The sequence below is a fragment of the Amycolatopsis sp. NPDC004772 genome (assembly GCF_053601215.1).
In genome coordinates this window covers 1-18,660 of sequence record NZ_JBSGBK010000014.1, presented here as the reverse complement: position 1 = coordinate 18,660, position 18,660 = coordinate 1, and the positions used below count along the sequence as shown (strand labels likewise).

Annotated in this window: 17 protein-coding genes and 1 pseudogene; 10 read left to right on the top strand and 8 right to left on the bottom strand. The window is 71.7% G+C overall.

The features are described 5' to 3' along the window. The first annotated feature begins 7 nt into the window (after positions 1-7). Positions 8-2,131, top strand: a complete 2,124-nt coding sequence (locus ACWEF6_RS11655) for a hypothetical protein (RefSeq protein WP_449682866.1) — start codon at positions 8-10, stop codon at positions 2,129-2,131. A 9-nt stretch (positions 2,132-2,140) separates the two neighbouring features. Here the strand turns inward: ACWEF6_RS11655 and ACWEF6_RS11650 are convergent, their stop codons facing one another. The 3 genes from ACWEF6_RS11650 to ACWEF6_RS11640 form a co-directional block, all read right to left on the bottom strand. Then, entirely contained in the window at positions 2,141-3,412 is a 1,272-nt protein-coding gene (locus tag ACWEF6_RS11650; protein ID WP_449682865.1) for an MFS transporter, read from the bottom strand. Positions 3,413-3,491: 79 nt separating this feature from the next. After that, the gene (locus ACWEF6_RS11645; RefSeq protein ID WP_449682864.1) at positions 3,492-3,998 is read right to left on the bottom strand and encodes a flavodoxin domain-containing protein; all 507 of its coding nucleotides are present in this window, start codon (positions 3,996-3,998) and stop codon (positions 3,492-3,494) included. 91 nt (positions 3,999-4,089) lie between these two features. Then, positions 4,090-5,223, bottom strand: coding sequence for a nitric oxide synthase oxygenase (locus ACWEF6_RS11640; RefSeq protein ID WP_449682978.1), 1,134 nt, complete (start codon positions 5,221-5,223; stop codon positions 4,090-4,092). 453 nt (positions 5,224-5,676) lie between these two features. Here ACWEF6_RS11640 and ACWEF6_RS11635 point away from each other — a divergent pair, with 453 nt between their 5' ends. Together ACWEF6_RS11635 and ACWEF6_RS11630 are read left to right on the top strand one after the other, a co-directional pair. Continuing rightward, positions 5,677-6,702, top strand: a complete 1,026-nt coding sequence (locus tag ACWEF6_RS11635) for a CobW family GTP-binding protein (protein WP_449682863.1) — start codon at positions 5,677-5,679, stop codon at positions 6,700-6,702. Positions 6,703-6,770: 68 nt separating this feature from the next. Beyond that, positions 6,771-7,025, top strand: a complete 255-nt coding sequence (locus ACWEF6_RS11630) for a hypothetical protein (protein ID WP_449682862.1) — start codon at positions 6,771-6,773, stop codon at positions 7,023-7,025. On the opposite strand, the gene ACWEF6_RS11625 is transcribed toward ACWEF6_RS11630, so the two are convergent. After that, on the bottom strand, positions 7,022-7,570 hold the full coding sequence (locus tag ACWEF6_RS11625; protein WP_449682861.1) for a TetR/AcrR family transcriptional regulator: 549 nt from the start codon (positions 7,568-7,570) through the stop codon (positions 7,022-7,024). The two genes, ACWEF6_RS11630 and ACWEF6_RS11625, sit on opposite strands and share 4 nt — an antisense overlap. A gap of 92 nt (positions 7,571-7,662) precedes the next feature. On the opposite strand from ACWEF6_RS11625, the gene ACWEF6_RS11620 reads away from it, so the two are divergent. Beyond that, positions 7,663-8,790, top strand: coding sequence for an MFS transporter (locus tag ACWEF6_RS11620; protein ID WP_449682860.1), 1,128 nt, complete (start codon positions 7,663-7,665; stop codon positions 8,788-8,790). On the opposite strand, the gene ligD is transcribed toward ACWEF6_RS11620, so the two are convergent. Together ligD and ACWEF6_RS11610 are read right to left on the bottom strand one after the other, a co-directional pair. Then, positions 8,791-9,795 (bottom strand): non-homologous end-joining DNA ligase, encoded by a 1,005-nt coding sequence (ligD, locus tag ACWEF6_RS11615; protein WP_449682859.1) that lies wholly within the window; start codon positions 9,793-9,795, stop codon positions 8,791-8,793. It abuts the gene before it with no gap. Beyond that, positions 9,792-10,871, bottom strand: coding sequence for an ATP-dependent DNA ligase (locus ACWEF6_RS11610; protein WP_449682858.1), 1,080 nt, complete (start codon positions 10,869-10,871; stop codon positions 9,792-9,794). Before ACWEF6_RS11610 ends, ligD begins: the two co-directional genes overlap by 4 nt. A gap of 55 nt (positions 10,872-10,926) precedes the next feature. Here ACWEF6_RS11610 and ACWEF6_RS11605 point away from each other — a divergent pair, with 55 nt between their 5' ends. Together ACWEF6_RS11605 and ACWEF6_RS11600 are read left to right on the top strand one after the other, a co-directional pair. Next, entirely contained in the window at positions 10,927-11,433 is a 507-nt protein-coding gene (locus tag ACWEF6_RS11605; RefSeq protein WP_449682857.1) for a DinB family protein, read from the top strand. Further along, a complete protein-coding gene (locus tag ACWEF6_RS11600; protein ID WP_449682856.1) occupies positions 11,433-12,356 on the top strand; it encodes a squalene cyclase in 924 nt (307 codons plus the stop codon). Before ACWEF6_RS11605 ends, ACWEF6_RS11600 begins: the two co-directional genes overlap by 1 nt. Here ACWEF6_RS11600 and ACWEF6_RS11595 read toward each other — a convergent pair. Continuing rightward, the gene (locus ACWEF6_RS11595) at positions 12,353-13,513 is read right to left on the bottom strand and encodes a DUF1015 family protein (protein ID WP_449682855.1); all 1,161 of its coding nucleotides are present in this window, start codon (positions 13,511-13,513) and stop codon (positions 12,353-12,355) included. The genes ACWEF6_RS11600 and ACWEF6_RS11595 overlap by 4 nt on opposite strands. Before the next feature lie 121 nt (positions 13,514-13,634). Between ACWEF6_RS11595 and ACWEF6_RS11590 the strand changes: the two genes are divergently transcribed. Together ACWEF6_RS11590 and ACWEF6_RS11585 are read left to right on the top strand one after the other, a co-directional pair. Further along, positions 13,635-15,143, top strand: coding sequence for an MDR family MFS transporter (locus ACWEF6_RS11590; protein WP_449682977.1), 1,509 nt, complete (start codon positions 13,635-13,637; stop codon positions 15,141-15,143). Positions 15,144-15,464: 321 nt separating this feature from the next. Further along, entirely contained in the window at positions 15,465-15,671 is a 207-nt protein-coding gene (locus ACWEF6_RS11585) for a DUF397 domain-containing protein (protein WP_449682854.1), read from the top strand. Here the strand turns inward: ACWEF6_RS11585 and ACWEF6_RS11580 are convergent. Beyond that, entirely contained in the window at positions 15,592-17,175 is a 1,584-nt protein-coding gene (locus ACWEF6_RS11580; protein ID WP_449682853.1) for a hypothetical protein, read from the bottom strand. The genes ACWEF6_RS11585 and ACWEF6_RS11580 overlap by 80 nt on opposite strands. A 154-nt stretch (positions 17,176-17,329) precedes the next feature. Between ACWEF6_RS11580 and ACWEF6_RS11575 the strand changes: the two genes are divergently transcribed. Next, on the top strand, positions 17,330-18,109 hold the full coding sequence (locus tag ACWEF6_RS11575) for a hypothetical protein (RefSeq protein ID WP_449682852.1): 780 nt from the start codon (positions 17,330-17,332) through the stop codon (positions 18,107-18,109). Positions 18,110-18,171: 62 nt separating this feature from the next. After that, positions 18,172-18,660: pseudogene (locus tag ACWEF6_RS11570) on the top strand (IS982 family transposase); the annotation flags it as partial.

The window sequence follows — 18,660 nt, the reverse complement described above, 5'->3', positions numbered from 1 at the left end:
CCGTGCCTTGGCCGTCGTCGTGCCGGTCCTGCTTCTCGTGGCACTGTGGTCTGGATGGCTGAGCTGGCTGGTCGCGGACGGGGGCGCTTTTCGCAACGTGCTTGAAGCACTGAGCTGGGTCGCCGCGCTCGCGGGCGTTGGTTTCGCCGTGGTCGAGCTTCGGAAACGCCGAGAGCCTGCGGTCCCGCCCAGCGTCTTCGTGGGCCGGGCTCTGCACCTCGCCGGCGACCGGGTGCCTCACGTCACCGACGTGTCGTTGCTGGCGTTACGGGTCAAGCGGGCGGTGGACACGTCCGACGACCGGGACCTTCCCCGGTACGTGCCCCGAGACCGGGACGAGGACCTGGAGTGGGCGATCGCGAGCGGCGGCCTGGTGCTGCTGCACGGCCGCGCCGCCGCGGGCAAGAGCCGCACAGCGGCCGAGGCCGTGCGGCGCCTGCGTCCGTCTCATCAGCTGCTCATCCCGGTCGACGGCCCGGCGCTGCGGGAGATCGTCGAGTCCGGGCAGGAGCTCACCGACACCGTTGTGTGGCTCGACGACCTCGAACGGTTCCTTGTGCCCGGCGGCCTCGACGTGGGCCTGCTGCAGCGGCTCGCTCCCGCGGGCTCGCCGGTGTGCGTGGTCGCGACCATTCGCGACCACGAGCTCGCCGGCTACCGCACCGCCGATGGCGTCATCAACAGAGCGGCGGCGGACCTGATCGCGAGCATCCCGCCGAGCCACCTGCTCACCATCGACCAGCGGCTGACCGACACCGAGCAAGAACAGGCAAGGCGACTGCAGGAGGGTGATCCGCGCATCGGCCGGGCGCTCGAGGCGGCCGAGGGGTTCGCCGAATACCTTGCGGCGGGAACGCCCATGCTGCAGCGTTGGTCGATCGGCGACAGTCCGTTGTTCTACGTCGGGCAGGCATTGATCAGCGCAGCTGTCGACTGCCGGCGGGCGGGGTACGTCGAAGCCGTTCCGAGCGCCACCCTCGCGGAGTTGTACCACGGCTACCTCTCCCCGCCGTGGTGCGACCGCCCCGATCTCCCGCCGGTCCACGAAGGCCTCGACTGGGCGGCTCGGCCGGTATTGGGCGCCAGTTCGTGCCTGCAGCCTCGGACCGACGGGGCATTTCTCGTTTCGGACTACCTGGTGGACCAGGCGCAGGAGGGCGACAGCCCGCTTGGTGACTCGCCGATTCCGGACCGGACCTGGGAAACGCTGTTTTCCCTCAGCACGGACCGGAATATCGCCGAGCTGGGCGCCGGCGCCTATCGGGCCGGCCGCTTCGACGTGGCCGAAAAGTCCTTCAGACGCGCCTTTCAGGCCGGAGACATCCTGGCGGAGGGACTGCTCGCGGTCACGATCGGCAAAATGGGGCGGTTCTCCGAGGTCAAGAACATGTTCCGCGCGGCAGCACGGTCCGACGACCCGGCTGCCACGCTTCGGGTCACGATGGGGTTCTCCTTCAACAACCAGTTCGACGACGTCGTCGAACTCGCGAAACACGCAGTGGAAACCGGCGATGCACGCGCCCTTCTCTCCCTGACCACCTCCTTGGCCGACAGCGGTGATCCGAACCTTTTCCACGATCTCGCCACCTTCACCATCGACAGCGGCGAAACCCAAGCACTCCTCGTCGTGCTGACGACGGCGTCGCGGTACCTCAGCCCTGAGGTCCTCCTCGACCTGGTGACCCGTTCGATCGAAACCGGTCGGCGCGAAGTCGTCTTCGTCACCCTTCTGACCACAGAACTCGATCCTTCGCACATTCCGGCGCTTCTGGAGCACGCCACCCGAAGGGAAGTCGAAGGGGGTATCGAAACGGTCATCGAGTGGTTCGCCGGCCTCGGGATGTTCGAGAGCATCGCGCACGCCTTGAGAGACCCGCTGACACCCGGTCGGGAGCGGGTGATAGCCACGGTCGCGGCGGTACTCCTGGGCGAGGACTACCTGGCCAAGTTCCTCGTACTCGCACGGGAAGCGATCGATGCTGGGAACATCGACGACCTTCGGGCCTTCGCGGAGATCCTCGCCCAGCACAAAAAGCCTGGGCTGATCCCCGCCCTGCACCAATACGCCATCGAACGGCGACGCGTCGGGCCGGCCGAACTGCTCGCCACCTTCGTCGACGGGGAGCCGTGAACTCCGAGTTCACTTCGAGCCCGCCGGCGCCGTCGCCACCGCGGACTCGCCGAACTTGATCCCCTTCGCCTCCTTCCCGATCGCCGTCAGCACGGCCACCGCGATCAGCCCCGGGACCACCGTCCACACCAGAGCCGACGGGTACCCGTGGGACTCCGCGATCGCCTGCTGGATCGGCAGGTTCAACGCCGCCAAGAGGTTGCCCAGCTGGTACGTCACCCCCGGGTAGAAGCCGCGGATGGCGTCCGGGGACATCTCCGTCAGGTGCGCCGGGATCACTCCCCACGCCCCCTGGACCATGATCTGCATCAGGAACGAGCCCAGTGCCAGCATCCCAGCTCCGTGGTCGACCGCGAAGATCGGGATCACCGGGAGGCCCAGCACCGCCGCCGCCACGATGGTGCGGCGGCGGCCCAGCTTCTCCGACAGCGTCCCGAATGTCAGGCCGCCGATGATGGCTCCGATGTTGTACAGCACGGCTATCCACGTGCTCGCCGCCGCGCTCAAGCCCGCGCCGCCGTTGTCGTGGGCCTTCAGGAAGCTCGGGTAGACGTCCTGGGTTCCGTGGCTCATCCAGTTGAACGCCGTCATCAGCAGGATCAGGTAGCCGAAGCGGCGGATCACCTTGGGGTTCAGCAGGATGTCCTTCACCGACGTCCGCGTCACCTTCAGCTTCTCGCGTGCGGTCTCCCACACCTCCGACTCGCGGACGCGCGCGCGGATCAGCAGGCTGATCAGCGCCGGGAAGATGCTCAGCACGAAGATCCAGCGCCACTGCAGCCCCAGCGCGGAGTGGAAGAGCAGGTACGCCAGCGCCGCCAGCAGGTAGCCGATCGAATAGCCGACCTGCAGCAGCCCCGAGAAGAAGCCGCGGCGCTCGGCCGGGATCTTCTCCATCGCCAGCGCCGCGCCCAGGCCCCACTCGCCGCCCATGCCGATGCCGTAGACGAACCGCAGCACCAGCAGCACCGCGTAGTTCGGGGCGAACGCGCACAGCAGGCCGGCCACCGAGTACAGCACGACGTCGGCCATCAGCGGGATGCGGCGGCCCACCCGGTCGGCCCACAGGCCGAACAGGAGGGCGCCGACCGGGCGCATCACCAGCGTCGCCGTCGTGATGAACGCCAGCTGCGTGGCCGTCGCGCCGAACGACTTGTCCTTCGCGATGTCCGCCAGGACGAACACGACCAGGAAGTAGTCGAACGAGTCCATGCTCCAGCCGAGCAGTGCGGCGAGGAAACTGTTGCGCTGGTCCGCGGTAAGCGCTTTCCGATCCGTCACGTCCGCCCCGTTCCGTCGGTTTCCCACCGGAAGACCTCGGGTTCGGTCTAGCACCCACCACCCCGGGCGGGCAAGGGGATCAGAGCGAGACGCGGGTGCGGACCCGGCGGCCGACGTCCCGGGCCCAGGCCTTGATCCGGTCCCAGTCGCGGAAGTCGCCGGCGCGCCGGCCCGAAGCCAGCAGCTTCGGGATCAGCCCGTGCACGGTCGCCGGGTCCAGCCGGCCGCCGAAGGTGGCCGTGCGCTCCGCGTCGATGCGCGCGGCCAGCAGGGCCACGTTCGCCGGCAGGCTGACCTGGTGCGTGGCCGCGCCGGGGCCGCACGGTCCGCTGTGGAACAACCACACCGGACGTTCGGCGAGCGCCCGGGCGTTGCGTTCCAGCAGCCGGACGGCTTCCGGCCGCCACCGGTGGTAGTACAGCGCGCTCCCGACGATGACCGCGGCGTAGTGCTCGACGCCCGCGACGTCGGCGGCGTCGCGCACGTCGACGGTCAGGCCCGCGGCGCCGAGCTCGGCGGCGACGACCTCGGCGATCTGCCGGGTTCCGCCGTGACGCCCGGCGTAGGCGACGAGGACTGCGGTCATGCGGTCCATTGTCGGCCTTCGCGGACCGGAGTGCCCCGTGGGTCGCGCACGATCCGCCGAACGGGCGCTTCCACGCTACTCTCCGCGGTTCTCACGGCGGCGGCAGGAACGCGGGTCGCTCCGACGGGTCCGGTTCGTCGTAGTAGCGGTGGAAAACCGCGGTCTGCCCGCCGGAAATCGGTGGCACGATCCAGCTCCACTCCGCGGGGCACCGGCGCCCGGCCCGCTCCTCGCGTTCCAGGTGCGACAGGAACCGGTGCGACTCGGTGTGGTGGTCGGCCATCGTGACGCCGGCCGCGTCGAAGGAGTGCTGCACCGCCAGCGTCAGCTCCACCAGCGCGCGGTCGCGCCACAGCGTGCGCTCGGACGCGGTGTCCAGGCCCATCAGCTCCGCGATGACCGGCAGCAGGTCGTAGCGCTGCTCGTCGGCGAGGTTGCGGGCCCCGACCTCGGTGCCGAGGTACCAGCCGTTGAACGGCGCCGCGGAATAGGTGACGCCGCCGATCTCCAGGGGCATGTTGCTGATCGCCGGCACGGCGTGCCAGCGCAGCCCGAGCCCGGCGAACCAGCGGTGGTCGGGGTGGGTCAGCGGGACCTCCAGGACGGCGTCCGGTGGCAGCGTGAACAGCCGCGGTTCGCCGGGCACGGCCTCGATCAGCAGCGGCAGGACGTCGAAGGAACCCCTTCGCTCCGGCGGCCGCCAGCCGAGTCTTCGCACCTGCTCGGTGAACTCGGCGTACCGCGGGTCGCCGAGGACCGAGCCGTCTTCGAAGCGGTACCCGGCGTAGCGGATCAGCTGCTCGTTGTGGATGCGCGGGCCCGGTGCGCCCGGCGTGTCCGGCGCGAAGACGGTGACCGTCGGCCGGATCCGCCCGCCCCGGGTCGCCTGGCGGAGGTGCGCGACGCACTCGCCGGCGATCGCGGCGGGGTCGGTGACCCGGCGGCGGTCCCGGATCCGCAGGCTGCGCCAGTACAGCCGGCCGATGCAGCGCGCCGAGTTGCGCCACGCGACCCGCGCGCCGTACGCCAGCTCGGCGGGCGTGTGCCGGTACGTGCCGGTTTCCAGGATTTCCGCGCGCACCTGCGCCAGCCGGTCCTCGAACCGCTCGCCCGGTTCCGCGGCGCCTTCGGCGAACATCCGGTCCAGGAATTCCTCCGCTTCCGCGGAATTGACACTCTGCTCCTCCGAGACGCGCTGCGGGTAGAGCGGCAACGAGGCCGTCACCCGCTCGGGTGTAACGGTCACCGCGGTTCCCCACTCTCCGAAATCGCGATCTGCAGCCCGACGAAAAGGTTCACCGTTCCTCCGAGGGTCGCCGACGACACTGCCGGCCGGAAGTCCCACTGCCCTGGGAACTCCGGCCAGGCGGGGGAGGATACCCCACGTTTCGCGGCACGGGCTCCGCCACTCGGGAACGCCGTCCCGGCGATCCCGCCCATTCCAGCGCACACGAGGTCCGGCTGAAAAAATAACTGCTACCAAGCGTTATTCGGACATGGCACAGCGCATTTCCGGTCAATCGATCACCCCCGGCCGCAAAACCCGCGTGATCCTTTATCGGCGACCCGCGTTCGTCTTTTCGTGGGCAATCGGCGAACGGCCTTCACCAGGGGCGGCCACCCGGGTACGCGCGCCCGCGTTAGAGTCGCGGTGATCGGCGGCGGAGGGAGAGTTTTCGTGACCGTCAGGCGCATCCCCGTGGTCCTGGTCGCCGGGTTCCTCGGCGCGGGCAAGACGACGTTGCTCAACCACCTGCTCGCCAACCGCGAGGGCGCCCGGGTCGGCGTCGTGGTCAACGACTTCGGCCAGGTGAACGTCGACGCGCTCGCGGTCGCCGGCCAGGTCGACACGATGGTCTCCCTCGGCAACGGCTGCCTGTGCTGCGCGGTCGACGCGAGCGGGCTGGACGCGATGCTCGCGAAGCTGTCCGGCGCCGAAGCCGGCATCGACGTCATCGTCGTCGAAGCCAGCGGCATCGCCGAGCCCCGCGACCTCATCCGGCTGATGATCGCCAGCGAGAACCCGGACATCCGCCACGGCGGGCTGGCCGAGGTCGTCGACGCCGCCGAGTTCGAGGCCGCCCGCGAACGCCACCCCGAACTCGCCGACCACCTGCGGCTGGCCGACCTCGTGGTGCTGAACAAGGCCGACCGGGTGCCCGCCGAAGCACTCGCGAAACTCGCCGCGACCGTCGAAGAACTGGCCCCGGGCCGCCCGCTGCTGGTCACCGCGCACGGCCGGGTCGACCCGCGGCTGTTCTTCGACCCCGAACCCCGCGGCGAGCGCGCCGGCCAGCTGTCGTTCGACGACCTGCGCGAGGACGACCACGACCACTCCCGGCACCTGCACGCCGAGTACCAGACCGTCACGTTCACCGCCGAGACGCCGCTCGCGCCGCGCGCCTTCGTCGAGTTCCTCGAGCGGCGCCCGGCCGGGCTCTACCGGATGAAGGGCCGGGCCGACTTCGGGCCGACCGGCCCGCAAGCGCGCTTCCACCTGCACACCGTCGGCGGGTTCGTGCAGCTGGAGCGGTCGGCCTGGCCGGCGGGCGAGCCGCGGCGGACCGAGCTGGTGCTGATCGGCGCCGGCATCGACACCGACGCCGTGCTCGCCGACCTGGGCCGCTGCGTGGCCGACGACCCGGACACCGTGGACGAACGCGGCCTGCTGCACATCCTGCGGTACCTGCCCGGCCAGGCCTGAGCGTCCCGCCACGCCGAAGATCGGCAAATGCGCCGCCGCCGCGGCCACCGCGACGGACACTGACCGCCATGACGACCACCGCGGTGAGCGCACCACGCTGGTACCTGGTCGGCGTGCTGCCCGAAGACGTCCCCCTGGCCCACCTGATGACTCGCTCCGGCGACCTCCGCTACCGGCGCTCGGCGTGCGGGGCGCGCGAGTCCCGCAGCTGGAAACCCGTCGACCTGACCACGTCCGAGCTCACGCCGTGCCCGGCGTGCGTCGCGACGCTGTCCGGCGTCGGCGAGGACCGCGGCCAGCTCACCCTCGACCTGCCGGTCTAGGCGATCAGCGTCCGCGCGAGCCGCTTCGCGGTGCCGAACGGCCGCGAGCTCTGGGCGACCACCGCGGTGACCGTGGCTCCTTCCAGCAGGAGCATCAGCTCGTCGGCCAGCTCGCCTTCGTCGCTCCGGAGCTGCGCCCGCAGGTAGCTGTGCAACCCGGTCTTGTGGTGGCGGACCACTTCGCGGACCGGGTCGGCGGGGTCCGGGAATTCCGAGGTCGCGTTCAGGAAGGCGCAGCCGCGGTAGCCGTCGCGGGAAAGCCAGGCTTCGTAGGCGTCGAACACCGCCAGCACCCGCTCGCGCGGATCGGTGTGCGCGGCGGTGATCCGGTCGATCTCCTCCTGCCACCGCCGATCGCGTTCCCGCAGGTACGCGACGACGAGCCGGCTCTTGGACCCGAAGTTGCCGTAGAGGGCCGCCTTCGTCACCCCGGCTTCGGCGGCCACCGTGTCGACACCCACGGCGTGGATGCCGTCGCGGTAGAACAGCGCCGACGCGGCCGCGAGCACCTTCGCGCCCGCGTCGCCGGGACGGGTTCGGGCCACGGTTTTCCTCCGAACAGCTCGGTATGGACATTTACCTGCGGTGATCCTAGCACCACTTGACACCAGACAGACCTGTCTGTTTGGTGGAGGAGATGGCGACGGAGACGAAGACGGACAGCTGGGCCTCCACGGCCGCGGTCGGCGCGGTCGTGATCGCCCTCTGCTACGGGTTCGCGCGCTACGCCTACGGCCCCTTCGTGCCGCGGTTCAGCGAGACGTTCGGGCTGACCACGGTCGGCGTCGGTGTCCTCGGTGGCCTTTCGACCGCGGGGTACGGCCTCGGCTTGCTGCTGGCGCCGAGAACGTCCGCGCGGTCGGCACGCGGGACCGTCCTGCTGGCCGCGACGTCGGCGACGGCCGGGCTCGCGCTCATGGCACTGGCCCCGCACGTCGTGGTGTTCGGCGCCGGGATCACCGTCGCGGGGGCCGGCGCGGGACTAGTGTCGCCGGGCGTCGCGCAGCTGATCGGCGAGACGGTCGGGACGCGCACCCGCGACCGGGCGCAGACCTGGGCCAATACCGGCACCGGCCTGGGGCTGGCCGCGTCGGCGTTCACTCCTCTGCTGGCCTTCGGCTGGCCGGTGATCTGGTCGGCGTTCGCCGCGCTCGGCGTGGCGGTGACGCTGCTCGCCCGGCGGACGTTGCCCCGCTCCCCCGGCGTGCCCACCGGCTCCGGGCCGGTCCGCGGGATGGTCCCGCTCGTGGCCAACTCGGCGCTCATCGGCGTGACGAGCGCGCCGTACTGGACGTTCTCCACCTCCCGGCTCGCCGAAACCGGGCTGAGCCCGGTGGCCGCGACCTGGTGCTGGGCGACGATCGCCGGGGCCGGGCTCTTCGGCGGCCTGGCGGGACGGGCGGCCGGGCGCGTGGGCCTGCGGACGGTCAACGTCGTGACGTGGACCCTCGCCACCGCGGGCCTCGCCCTCCTCGCCCTGCCCGACCCGGGGGTGTCCCTCGCCCTGCTTTCCAGCGCCCTGTTCGGCGGCACCTACATGGCGCTGACCGGGCTCTGCATCCTCTGGGCGGCCCGCCTCTCCCCCGACCGGCCCGCCCGGGGCATCACCTGGTCGTTCGCCGGGCTCGGCGTCGGCCAGACCGTGGCCTCACCGCTGGCCGGCGCGGCGGCCGCGAGCCTCGGATCCGGGGCCGTGTTCGGGCTGACCGCACTGGTCGCGCTCACCGCGTGGAGCCAGCTCCACCCGCGCGTCGGGCCGCCGTGATCACGTCTTCTTCGCCCGGCTCGGCGCCACCCGCGGCGGCTCGTTGGGCATCTTCGGGTACACCGGCGGCCACGGCGCGTCCATCAGCCCGGCCGCCATGTCCCGCTCGGACATCTCCAGCAGCGGCTCGATCGACTGCGGCCGCTCCCCCGCGCCCGCCCACGGATCGCCGCGCTCGGCCAGCCGGGCGGGCACGGTGCTCAGCGTCAGCGTGCCCGGCTCGACGGTGTCCAGTTCGTCCCAGCCGATCGGCGTCGACACCTGGCCGCCGACCCGCGGGCGCACGCACCACGTGCCGAACACCGTCTTGTGCGGGGCATTCTGGTTGAAGTCGACGAACACGCGCGTGCCGCGTTCTTCCTTCCACCACTGCGCGGTGATCTTCTCCGGGTGCCGGCGTTCGAGGGCCCGCGCCAGGGCGACCGCGGCCGCCCGCACCTGGAAGCTGTCCCAGCGCGGCTCGAGCATCACGTACAGGTGCAACCCGCGCGAGCCCGACGTCTTCAGGTGCCCCTCGATGCCGTTTTCGGCCAGGAATTCCCTGGTCAGCACCGCGGCTTCGCGCAGCTGGTCGAAGCCGATGCCGGGCGACGGGTCGAGGTCGACGCGCAGCTCGTCGGTGACCTCGGGTGTGTCGGCGAGGTACGGCCAGACGTGGAAGCCGAGGCAGCCGAGGTTCACCGCCCAGAGGATGTGGGCCAGGTCCTTCGCCACCAGCGCGTCGCTGGTCGTGCCGTTCGGGGTCGAGACGACGGTGGTGGTCAGCCACGGCGGCGCGCCCTTGGGGACGCGTTTCTGGAACCAGTTCTTGCCGCCGGCGCCGTCCGGGTAGCGCTCCAGCAGCAGCGGGCGCCCGCCGAGCCGGGCCAGCAGCGGCCCGGACACCGCCCGGTAGTACTCGACGAGGTCGAGCTTCGTCTCGCCGCGCTCCGGGAAGTAGACCCTGTCCGGACTGCTGATCTTGACCTCGACGCCGTCGGCGTCGATCAGCACCGCCCCGCTCATCGCGCCTCCCCGAACAGCTTCGCGAGCTCGGCGGGCGGTGCCTCGTCGAGCTGGGCGTACGTGCAGGACTCCGGCGTGCGATCGGGCCGGAACCGGACCAGCCGCCCGCCGTGCCGGAACCGGCCGCCCTGCAGGTGCTCGTACCGGACTTCGGCCACCCAGTCCGGCCGCAGCGGCTCCCACGAGAGGTCCTTCTGCGGCGCCCACCGGCTGTTCGCGCCCGGCTGGCGGCCGGGCTGCGGCTCGTCCTCGGCCCAGGTGCGCCATGGATGGCCTTCGAGCGCGTTTTCCCGCAGCGGCGCCAGTTCCTCGACCAGCTCGGCCCGCCGGGCCTTGGTGAAACTGCTGGCCACCCCGACGTGGTGCAGGACGCCCTCGTCGTCGAACAGGCCGAGCAGCAGCGAGCCGACGCCGGCGCCGTCCTTGTGCCAGCGGAACCCGGTGACGACGCAGTCGGCCGTGCGCTCGTGCTTGACCTTCAGCATGACGCGCTTGTCCTGCTCGTACGGCAGGTCGCCGGGCTTGGCCACGACGCCGTCGAAGCCCGCGCCCTCGAACCGGGTGAACCAGTCTTCGGCCTGCGCCGGGTCCTCGCTCAGCGGGGTCAGGTGGACGCGTTGCAGCCCTTCGGCGGTGTTGCCCAAGATGCTCTCGAGCTGTTTGCGCCGCTCGCGGAAGGGCTGCTCGGTGAAGTCGGTGTCGCCGAGGGCCAGCAGGTCGAAGGCGATGAAGCTGGCCGGCGTCTCCTCGGCGAGTTTGCGCACACGCGAAGCCGCCGGGTGCAGCCGCAGCATCAACGTCTCGAAGTCGAGCCCGGCCGGCGTGACCACCACGATCTCGCCGTCGACGACGCAGCGGGGCGGCAGCGCGGCGGCCAGCAGCTCCACCAGCTCCGGGAAGTAGCGAGTCAGCGGGCGGTCGTTGCGGGAGCCGAGCTCGATCTCGTCGCCGTCGCGGAATACGACGCAGCGGAAACCGTCCCACTTGGGCTCGTAGAGCAGCCCCGGGGCACGGGGTACCTCGTGCACCGCTTTCGCGAGCATCGGCCGCACCGGCGGCATGACGGGCAAGTCCACGAGCGCGAGCTTAAAACACGGGTACGACATTTCAAGGCGTGATAGACACTCCCGCGTGACCTTCGAACGCCCCGCACCGCCCCTGACCGGGGGCGAGCGCGAGATGCTCCGCACCTTCCTCGACTTCCACCGCGCCACCCTCGCGATGAAGTGCGACGGACTGTCCGACGAGGACCTCCGCCGCGCGTCGAGCCCGCCGTCCACGTTGTCGCTGCTCGGCCTGGTCCGGCACATGGCCGAGGTCGAGCGCACCTGGTTCCGGCGGGTGATCAACGCCGAGGACCTCCCGCTGCGCTGGTCGGCCGAAGGGGACTTCCAAGCCGCCTACGACGCGAGTTCCTCGACGCGCGCGGAAGCCTTCGAGGCGTGGCAGGCCGAGGTCGAGCAATCGCGCAAGATAGAAGAAGCGGCGGAGTCCCTGGACGTCACCGGCCACCAGCCGCGCTGGGGCGAGGACGTCTCGCTGCGGCTGGTGATGCTGCACATGATCCACGAGTACGCCCGGCACAACGGCCACGCGGACTTCCTGCGCGAGGCCATCGACGGCGTCACGGGGGCGTAGTGGACCTGCTCGCGTGGTTGCGCGACGCCGACCCGGCCCTGCGCTGGCAGGTGGAGCGCGACCTGGCGGGCGAACCGCCGTCGGTCTGGGAAGCGACGCGGGCGCGGGTCGCCGTCGAAGGCTTCGGCGCGCGGCTCCTCGAACTGCAGGACGCCGACGGCCAGTGGGCGGGCGGGGCGTTCTTCCCGGCGGGCTTCCCCGACGACGAACCGCAGCCGTGGACGGCGACGACGTGGTCGTTGAACGCCCTGCGCGAATGGGGCCTCGACGGCGCCGTCCTGCGTGGTACGGCCGAGCGGCTGGCCCGGAACTGCCGCTGGGAGTACGACGACCTGCCGTACTGGGACGGCGAAGTCGACTGCTGCATCAACGCCTGGACGCTGGCCAACGGGGTGTGGCTCGGTGCGGACGTCGAAGGCATCGCGAGGTGGTTCGCCGAGCACCGGCTCCCCGACGGCGGCTGGAACTGCGCGTGGGTCGAGGGCTCGACGCGCTCGTCGGTCCACTCGACGCTCAACGCGCTCAAGGGCCTGCTCGCCCACGAGGCGGCGACCGGCGGCACCGCGGATTCCCGGGCGGCCCGTCTCGCGGGCGAGGAATACCTGCTGGAGCGCGGCCTGGTCCGCCGCCTGTCCACGGGTGAGCCGATCGGCCCGTGGGTCACGGAGTTCGGCTACCCGTTCCGCTGGCGCTACGACGTCCTCAACGCGGCTTCTTACTTCCGCGACGCCGGCCGCCCGGACCCGCGGCTGGCCGAGGCGATCGAGCTGATCCGCGCGGCCCGGCAGCCGGACGGGACGTGGCTGCAGCGGCGGACGGATCCCGGCCGGGTGTGGTTCGACGTGGACGTCCCGGCCGGGCAGCCGTCGAAGTGGCTGACGCTGTTCGCCACCCGGGTCCTGAACTGGTGGGACGCCCGCTAAAGCTCCGCCAGGACGAGCCCGCTGCGCGGCTTCGGCGTGAAGTAGGTGGCCTTCCGCGGCATCCGGCGGCCGGCCGCGTGCACGGCGAGGACGTCGGCGTACCCCACCGGGGCCACCAGCACCACCGCGTCCGCGTCCGGCGGCAGCGGGCGGCCCGCCGGGAGCGGGCGGACGCACGGCCCGTCCGGGTCGATGCCGAGCGCGCGGGCGAACAGGACCTGTTCGACGAGCTCGTGGTCGATCACCGGCCAGGGGCCGTCCGGGGCCGGGAGCGGCACCCGCAGCACGGCCCCGCCCGCGCGCACGACCACCTCGCCGGTGACGGGCACGGCGTGTTCGTCGTAGCGGACGTCCAGGCCGGCCGCGCACCAGCGCGTCACCAGGTCCTCCGGGCCGAGGCCGGTGCCGGTGAGGACGCGGTGGATCGCGCCGATCCGCAGCGCCGGTCCCGCGGTGACCAGGGCGAGCAGCGCGCCGTGGCCGGCCGCCGCCGCGGCGGCCACCCGGTGGTTGCCGTCCGCGACCAGCAGGTCCGTGCCGGCCACCGCGGCCAGCAGGCGGCTCTGCAGCGGTCCGTCCGGCACCACCCAGAGGTCGTGCCGCCGCCCGGCCGCGTCAGAAGTGGACAGATCGGGCAGGCCGAGGCCGGCGCAGGCCTGTTCGACCTGCTCGGTCAGCTCCGGGCCGCCGGCGGCCGGGACGAGCAGCGCCGCGCTGGTCGCGCAGCCCAGGCCGGCGAGCACGGCGGCCCGTTCGGCGACGACGTCGGGGTAGACGTCCTCGGTGTGGCGGACGCGCGCGGCGCCGTCGTCGGTCACCGCCGCCGGGTCGACCAGGCAGAGCAGGCCGAGCGCCACGCCGTCCGGCCCTTCGACCCGGTAGGGCGCGACGATGTCCTGCACCGGCCGGTAGAACCGCTTCCGCAGCCGTTCGAGCACGGCGCGGGCGACCGGGACGGCGGCCGCCAGGTCGAGACCGCGCGCCAGGGCGGCGGGCGTGCGCGCCGGGTGCTGCACGGCCAGCAGGCTGTCCGCGACGCCGGGCGCGGCCAGCGCGGCGATCACCCGCTCGGGCTCGGCGAACTCGTCGACGTCGGGGCCGGGGACCGCGTCGCGGACCACCCAGCCCCGCCCGATCGGCCGGATCCAGTCGCTCATCCCGACCATCTTCCGCCACGGGCGTCCGGAAATCCGCTGGGGCCGGTACCGCCGGGATGGAATGCTTAGGACTGCAAAGCAGTTGACTCCGGTCATGACCGTCCCGAGGAGCACCCCGCCGATGACGACGTCCGCCGCCACCACGGGAGTCGGCTTCCGGTCCGAACGCGGCCCGGTGCTGATCGCGGTCATGCTCAGCACGGCGCTGGTCGCGCTGGACAGCACGATCATCGCGACCGCCGTCCCGTCGGTGGTCCGCGACCTCGGCGGGTTCGCGCAGTTCCCGTGGCTGTTCTCGATCTACCTGCTCACCCAGGCCGTGACGGTGCCGCTCTACGGCAAGTTCGCCGACGTCCTCGGCCGCCGTCCGGTGATGTTCTTCGGCATTGCGGCGTTCCTGGTCGGCTCGGTGCTGTGCGGCGCCGCGTGGAGCATGCCGGTGCTGATCGCCGCCCGCGCGGTCCAGGGCATCGGCGCCGGCGCGATCCAGCCGATGTCGATGACGATCATCGGCGACCTGTACACGGTGACGGAACGCGCCCGGGTGCAGGGCTACGTGGCCAGCGTCTGGGGCGCGGCTTCGGTGGTCGGCCCGACGCTCGGCGGCCTGTTCGCCGAGTACCTGGACTGGCGCTGGATCTTCTTCATCAACCTGCCCCTCGGCGCGATCGCGGCGCTGATGCTGTTCCGCGGCTTCGCCGAGCGGGTGGAGCGCAAGCCGCACAAGGTCGACTACCTCGGCGCGGGCCTGCTCACCATCGGCTGTTCCCTGATCATCCTCGGCCTGCTCGAGGGCGGCGTCGCGTGGGCGTGGGGTTCGGTGCCGAGCGTGGCGATCTTCGTCGCGGGCGTGGTCCTGCTGGTGACGTTCGTGCTGGTGGAGAAGCGCGCGGCGGAGCCGGTGCTGCCGCTGTGGGTGTTCACCCGGCGGGTCCTGGTCGGCGGCAACCTGGTGGCGGTGGTGGTGGGCGCGGTCCTGATGGGACTGACGTCGTACCTGCCGACGTACGCGCAGGGGGTGCTCGGCGCGGGGGCGCTGGTGGCGGGCTTCGCGGTGGCGGCGCTGACGGTGGGCTGGCCGATTTCGGCGTCCCTGGCGGGCAAGATCTACCTGCGCATCGGCTTCCGCGACACGGCGTTGATCGGCAGCGTGTTCATCATCGCCGGCGGCGTCCTGGTGGCCCTGCTGGGCGCGGGTTCTTCCCTGTGGGCCGCGGCGTTCGCGGCGTTCGTCCTCGGGATCGGGCTGGGGCTGGCGGCGAGCCCGACACTGGTGGCGATCCAGTCGGTGGTGGGCTGGGATCGCCGCGGCGTGGTGACGGCGACGAACCTGTTCAGCCGCTCACTGGGCAGCGCGGTCGGAGCGGCGGTGTTCGGGGCGATCGCGAACGCGACGCTGGCATCGCGGTTCGCTTCGCCGCCGCCGGGAGTGGGCCCGCTGCCACCTTCGGTGGACGCGACGAGCCTGGTGCTGGGCGGGCACGAAGCCGATTCGCCGGCGGCCGTCTTCGTGCGTGGGGCCCTTGCCGATGCGACGCACTACGTGTTCCTGGGGCTGCTGGCCGTGGCCGTGCTGTCGGTGGGGGCGTTGCTGCTGATGCCGCGGAAGACCGAGCAGCTGGAGTTCTGACCCTATTTTTCCGGGCGGCAGTGAAAGCGATTCGCCGGCACGGTCATTTGCGCACTTCAGGTGCACGTGCAGCAGCGCGCGTGATCGGCTGATCCCTTTGCCACCAAGCAAATCCGGAGCAAGCGGATGTCCAGGAATTGTCTCTTATCTGACCGTGAATCAAGGGTCAACCGCGCAACCGGAGGTGCGTTATCCTGCTCTCGGCGGTGTCGAACCGTCACGTTCCGCAGTTAACCTGAACGGACGCCTACGCGACGTTCCGGCTCTCGATGCCGTACCCGGCCTGCCGGAACGCGCCCGTCGAAAACCGAGGGGACGCACGTGGTCGAACAGGACGGGCCTTCGATCGAGATCGACCCCGGCTTGACCTGGGTGAAGAGTTCGGCCAGCAGCACCGGTACCGACCCGGAGAAGTGCGTCGAGGTAGCTCGGACCCGCGAACACGTCCTCATCCGGGACTCGAAGCACCCCGGCGCCTGGCTCTCGATACCCCCGGCAGCCTGGCAGGGGCTCCTGCGCCACCTCTGAGGACCTTCCCTCCACCCCGGCGGACCTGATCAAGGTCCGCCGGGGTTTGCCACATCCGGGGCCCGGCACGGCAGCGCGACTCCGCGTCTTCCAACACGCTGTCCGACTGCCCCAGGAACAACTCCCACAACGCCTCGCACAGCTGCCAGACCACCTCGTCGTGCCGCTGGGCGTCCGCCTCCTCGAGCACCGCCAGGACGTTCGGCAGCTGCTCGTCGAGCCACTCGAGCGCGGCCCGGCCCGAGCCGAACGCGGGCGGGGTGTTGCGGTATTGCTCGCACACCGGGCTGATCCGCCAGCGGAGCGGGATGACGACCAGGTTCGCCCGGGTCACCTCGTGCAGGTACCAGGTCGCCACCCGCGGCACCACCTCGGGGCGGTCGTCGTCGCGCTGGGCACGGGCGTGCAGCCGGACGAGGTCGTGGAAGCGGTACCTCAGATCGTCGACCTCTTCCAGGAGGCTCGCGTCGACCAGCAGCTGGAGTCCGTCGGCGGCGTCGGGCAGCTCGGTCGCCGCCGCCGCGGCACCGGGGCCGAACGAGGGGCCCGGGAACTCGCCCAGCAGCCGGTACAGCTTCGCGGCCGTGTCCGGCAGTGCCCGGTACGACCAGTCGAACAGCGCCGCCACCGGGGCGTCGCCCTCCGCCGACAGCCGCCTCAGCCGCGATCGCTCGTCACCCAGCTCGGCCACCACCCGCGCCACCTGCCACCGGGGCCGGGACGCCAGCCGGGCAGCCGCCACGCGCAGCGCGATCGGCAGCCGTCCGCAGAGCGAAGCCAGCTCGGCGACGTCGTCGAGCTCGCCGGCGACCCGGGCCCGGCCCACCGCGCTGACCACCAGCTCCACCGCGTGCGGGTGGGAAAGCGGCGTCACGTCGACGAACCGAGCGCCTTCGGACACCAGTCCGTCCAGCCGCAGGCGGCTGGTCACCACCACCGCGCAGCCGGCCGACGCGGGGATCAGCGGCCGGACCTGGGCCGCCGAACGGGCGTTGTCCAAGAGGACCAGCAGCCGCCGGCCCGCAGTCATCGTCCGGAACAGCGCCGCCTGCTCGGCCAGGTCGGGCGGCACGCGCTCGGGCTGCACTCCCAGCGCGCGCAGGAACGCCCCGAGCGCCTCGTCCGGCAGGACCGCAGTCCCCGCCGAGAACCCCCGCAGGTCGGCGTAGAGCTGGCCGTCGGGATAGCGCTCCGCGTGCCGGCTGCCCCAGGTGACGGCGAGCGCGGTCTTGCCGACGCCGCCCGGCCCGATCAGCACGGCGAGCGGGGGCAATCCGCCGGATTCCGGTGCGGCGACCTCGTCCAGGGCCACGAGTTCGTCGGCCCGGCTCGTGAAGTGCGACGGCGCCGGTGGCAGCTGCCGCGGCACCGGGTGCGGCGACCGCGGACCGGCGACCCAGACGTCACCGGTGATCGTCCCGGCCTGGAGCACCACCCCGGCCGCGCCACCGACGATGTGGTTGTGGACTTCGGATGGTGAGGCGGCACCGGTTCGAGACGTCATCCGAGAAACTCCCACCCAGACTCGAACTTCTCTGTGTACCTGTCGCCGGCACGTGACGGCACGGGAAGCCGGAGGAATTACCTCGAACGTACGAGGATCAGGGATCCGCAGTCCGTCAGAACCAAGGGCCACCGGCAACCAGGAAGGCCCGGCCTTGACCGTCGACGAGCTCCCGCCGTACCGCGCCCTGCTGGTGGTCGACACCAAGGGGTTCGGCAGCAATCCCGGCGCCACCCAGGCGATGGTGTCCGCCGCCATCCCCGACGTGCTCTCCCAGGCGTTCGCCCGCGCCGGGCTGCGGGACGTGTGGGAGACCGCGCTGTTCCCGCACGGCACCGGGGACGGCTACGGGCTCGGCTTCGACCCGCGGTTCCTGCCCGCCGTGGTGACGCGGTTCTTCGACGAGCTCCAGGCCGTGCTCGCCGAGCGGGACGCGCGCCTGCGGTCGGTCGCCCGGTCGGTGCGCCTGCGGATGCGGGCCGCCCTGAACGTCGGCCCGATCCTCGAACCGGCGCCGGGGACGACGTCGGCGGCCGCCATCGGCAGCACCGTGATCACGACGCACCGGCTGCTCGACGCCGCCCCGGTGCGCGCGGTGCTGGAACGCTCCGATCCCGACGAGACGTTCCTCGCGGTGGCGCTGTCCCAGCGGGTCTTCGAAGACGTGCTGGCCAGCCGGTACGCGACGCTGCCCGCGTCGAAGCTCGTGCCGGCGGACGTCCGGATCAAGGAGTACCGCGGCACGGTCCACCTCTACATCCCGAACCCGAGCGGGGACCTCCTGCGCCACGGCCTCGGCCGCCACGAGGAGGAACCGGCCGAGGCCGACGTTCCGCCGCCGCCACCGCCGGGCAGCACCACGAACACCATCAACGGAACCGTGCGCGGGACCGCGTTCCAGATCGGCCGACTGCACGGCGATCTCCGCCCCTAGACGAGTAAGTCCTAAGGCCGGGTGGTGTCTGGAGACGGGCGAAGGGTGTTCAAGATCAGTTTGTGACGACCGATCTGAACACCCTTCTCACCGCACTCTACGTCAAGATCGACGACCATCTGGGCAGGCCCGCCCGGACCGGACGCCCACCACGGCTGACCGACGCCGAACTGATCACCCTCGCCGTGGCCCAGCCCTTGCTCGGCATCCGGTCCGAGGCCCGCTGGCTGCGGTTCCTGCCCCGCCACCCTGCCCGGCGCATTCCCCTACCTGCCCCAGCAATCCGGCTACAACAAGCGACCACGCACCGCCGTCCCGCTGCTCAAACGCGTTATCCGCATGCTCGCCCTCGACACCGACCTGTGGACCGACACGACCTGGATCGTGGACTCCACCCCAGTCGAGTGCGGCCGCTCCCGCGAAACCGCCAAACGCTCCGAGCTGGCCGGCTGGGCAGGCTACGGCTACTGCTCGTCGCATTCACGGTTCTTCTGGGGCCTGCGCCTGCACCTGATCTGCACCCCCGCCGGGCTGCCGATCACCTGGGCCCT

What these genes read in the sequence shown, in the direction of transcription:
- ACWEF6_RS11645 (WP_449682864.1), bottom strand. Translation starts at nt 3,998, where the DNA reads ATGACCGCAGTCCTCGTCGCCTACGCCGGGCGTCACGGCGGAACCCGG.
- ACWEF6_RS11630 (WP_449682862.1), top strand. Translation starts at nt 6,771, where the DNA reads ATGACGACCACCGCGGTGAGCGCACCACGCTGGTACCTGGTCGGCGTG.
- ACWEF6_RS11620 (WP_449682860.1), top strand. Translation starts at nt 7,663, where the DNA reads ATGGCGACGGAGACGAAGACGGACAGCTGGGCCTCCACGGCCGCGGTC.
- ligD (WP_449682859.1), bottom strand. Translation starts at nt 9,795, where the DNA reads ATGAGCGGGGCGGTGCTGATCGACGCCGACGGCGTCGAGGTCAAGATC.
- ACWEF6_RS11595 (WP_449682855.1), bottom strand. Translation starts at nt 13,513, where the DNA reads ATGAGCGACTGGATCCGGCCGATCGGGCGGGGCTGGGTGGTCCGCGAC.
- ACWEF6_RS11590 (WP_449682977.1), top strand. Translation starts at nt 13,635, where the DNA reads ATGACGACGTCCGCCGCCACCACGGGAGTCGGCTTCCGGTCCGAACGC.
- ACWEF6_RS11580 (WP_449682853.1), bottom strand. Translation starts at nt 17,175, where the DNA reads ATGACGTCTCGAACCGGTGCCGCCTCACCATCCGAAGTCCACAACCAC.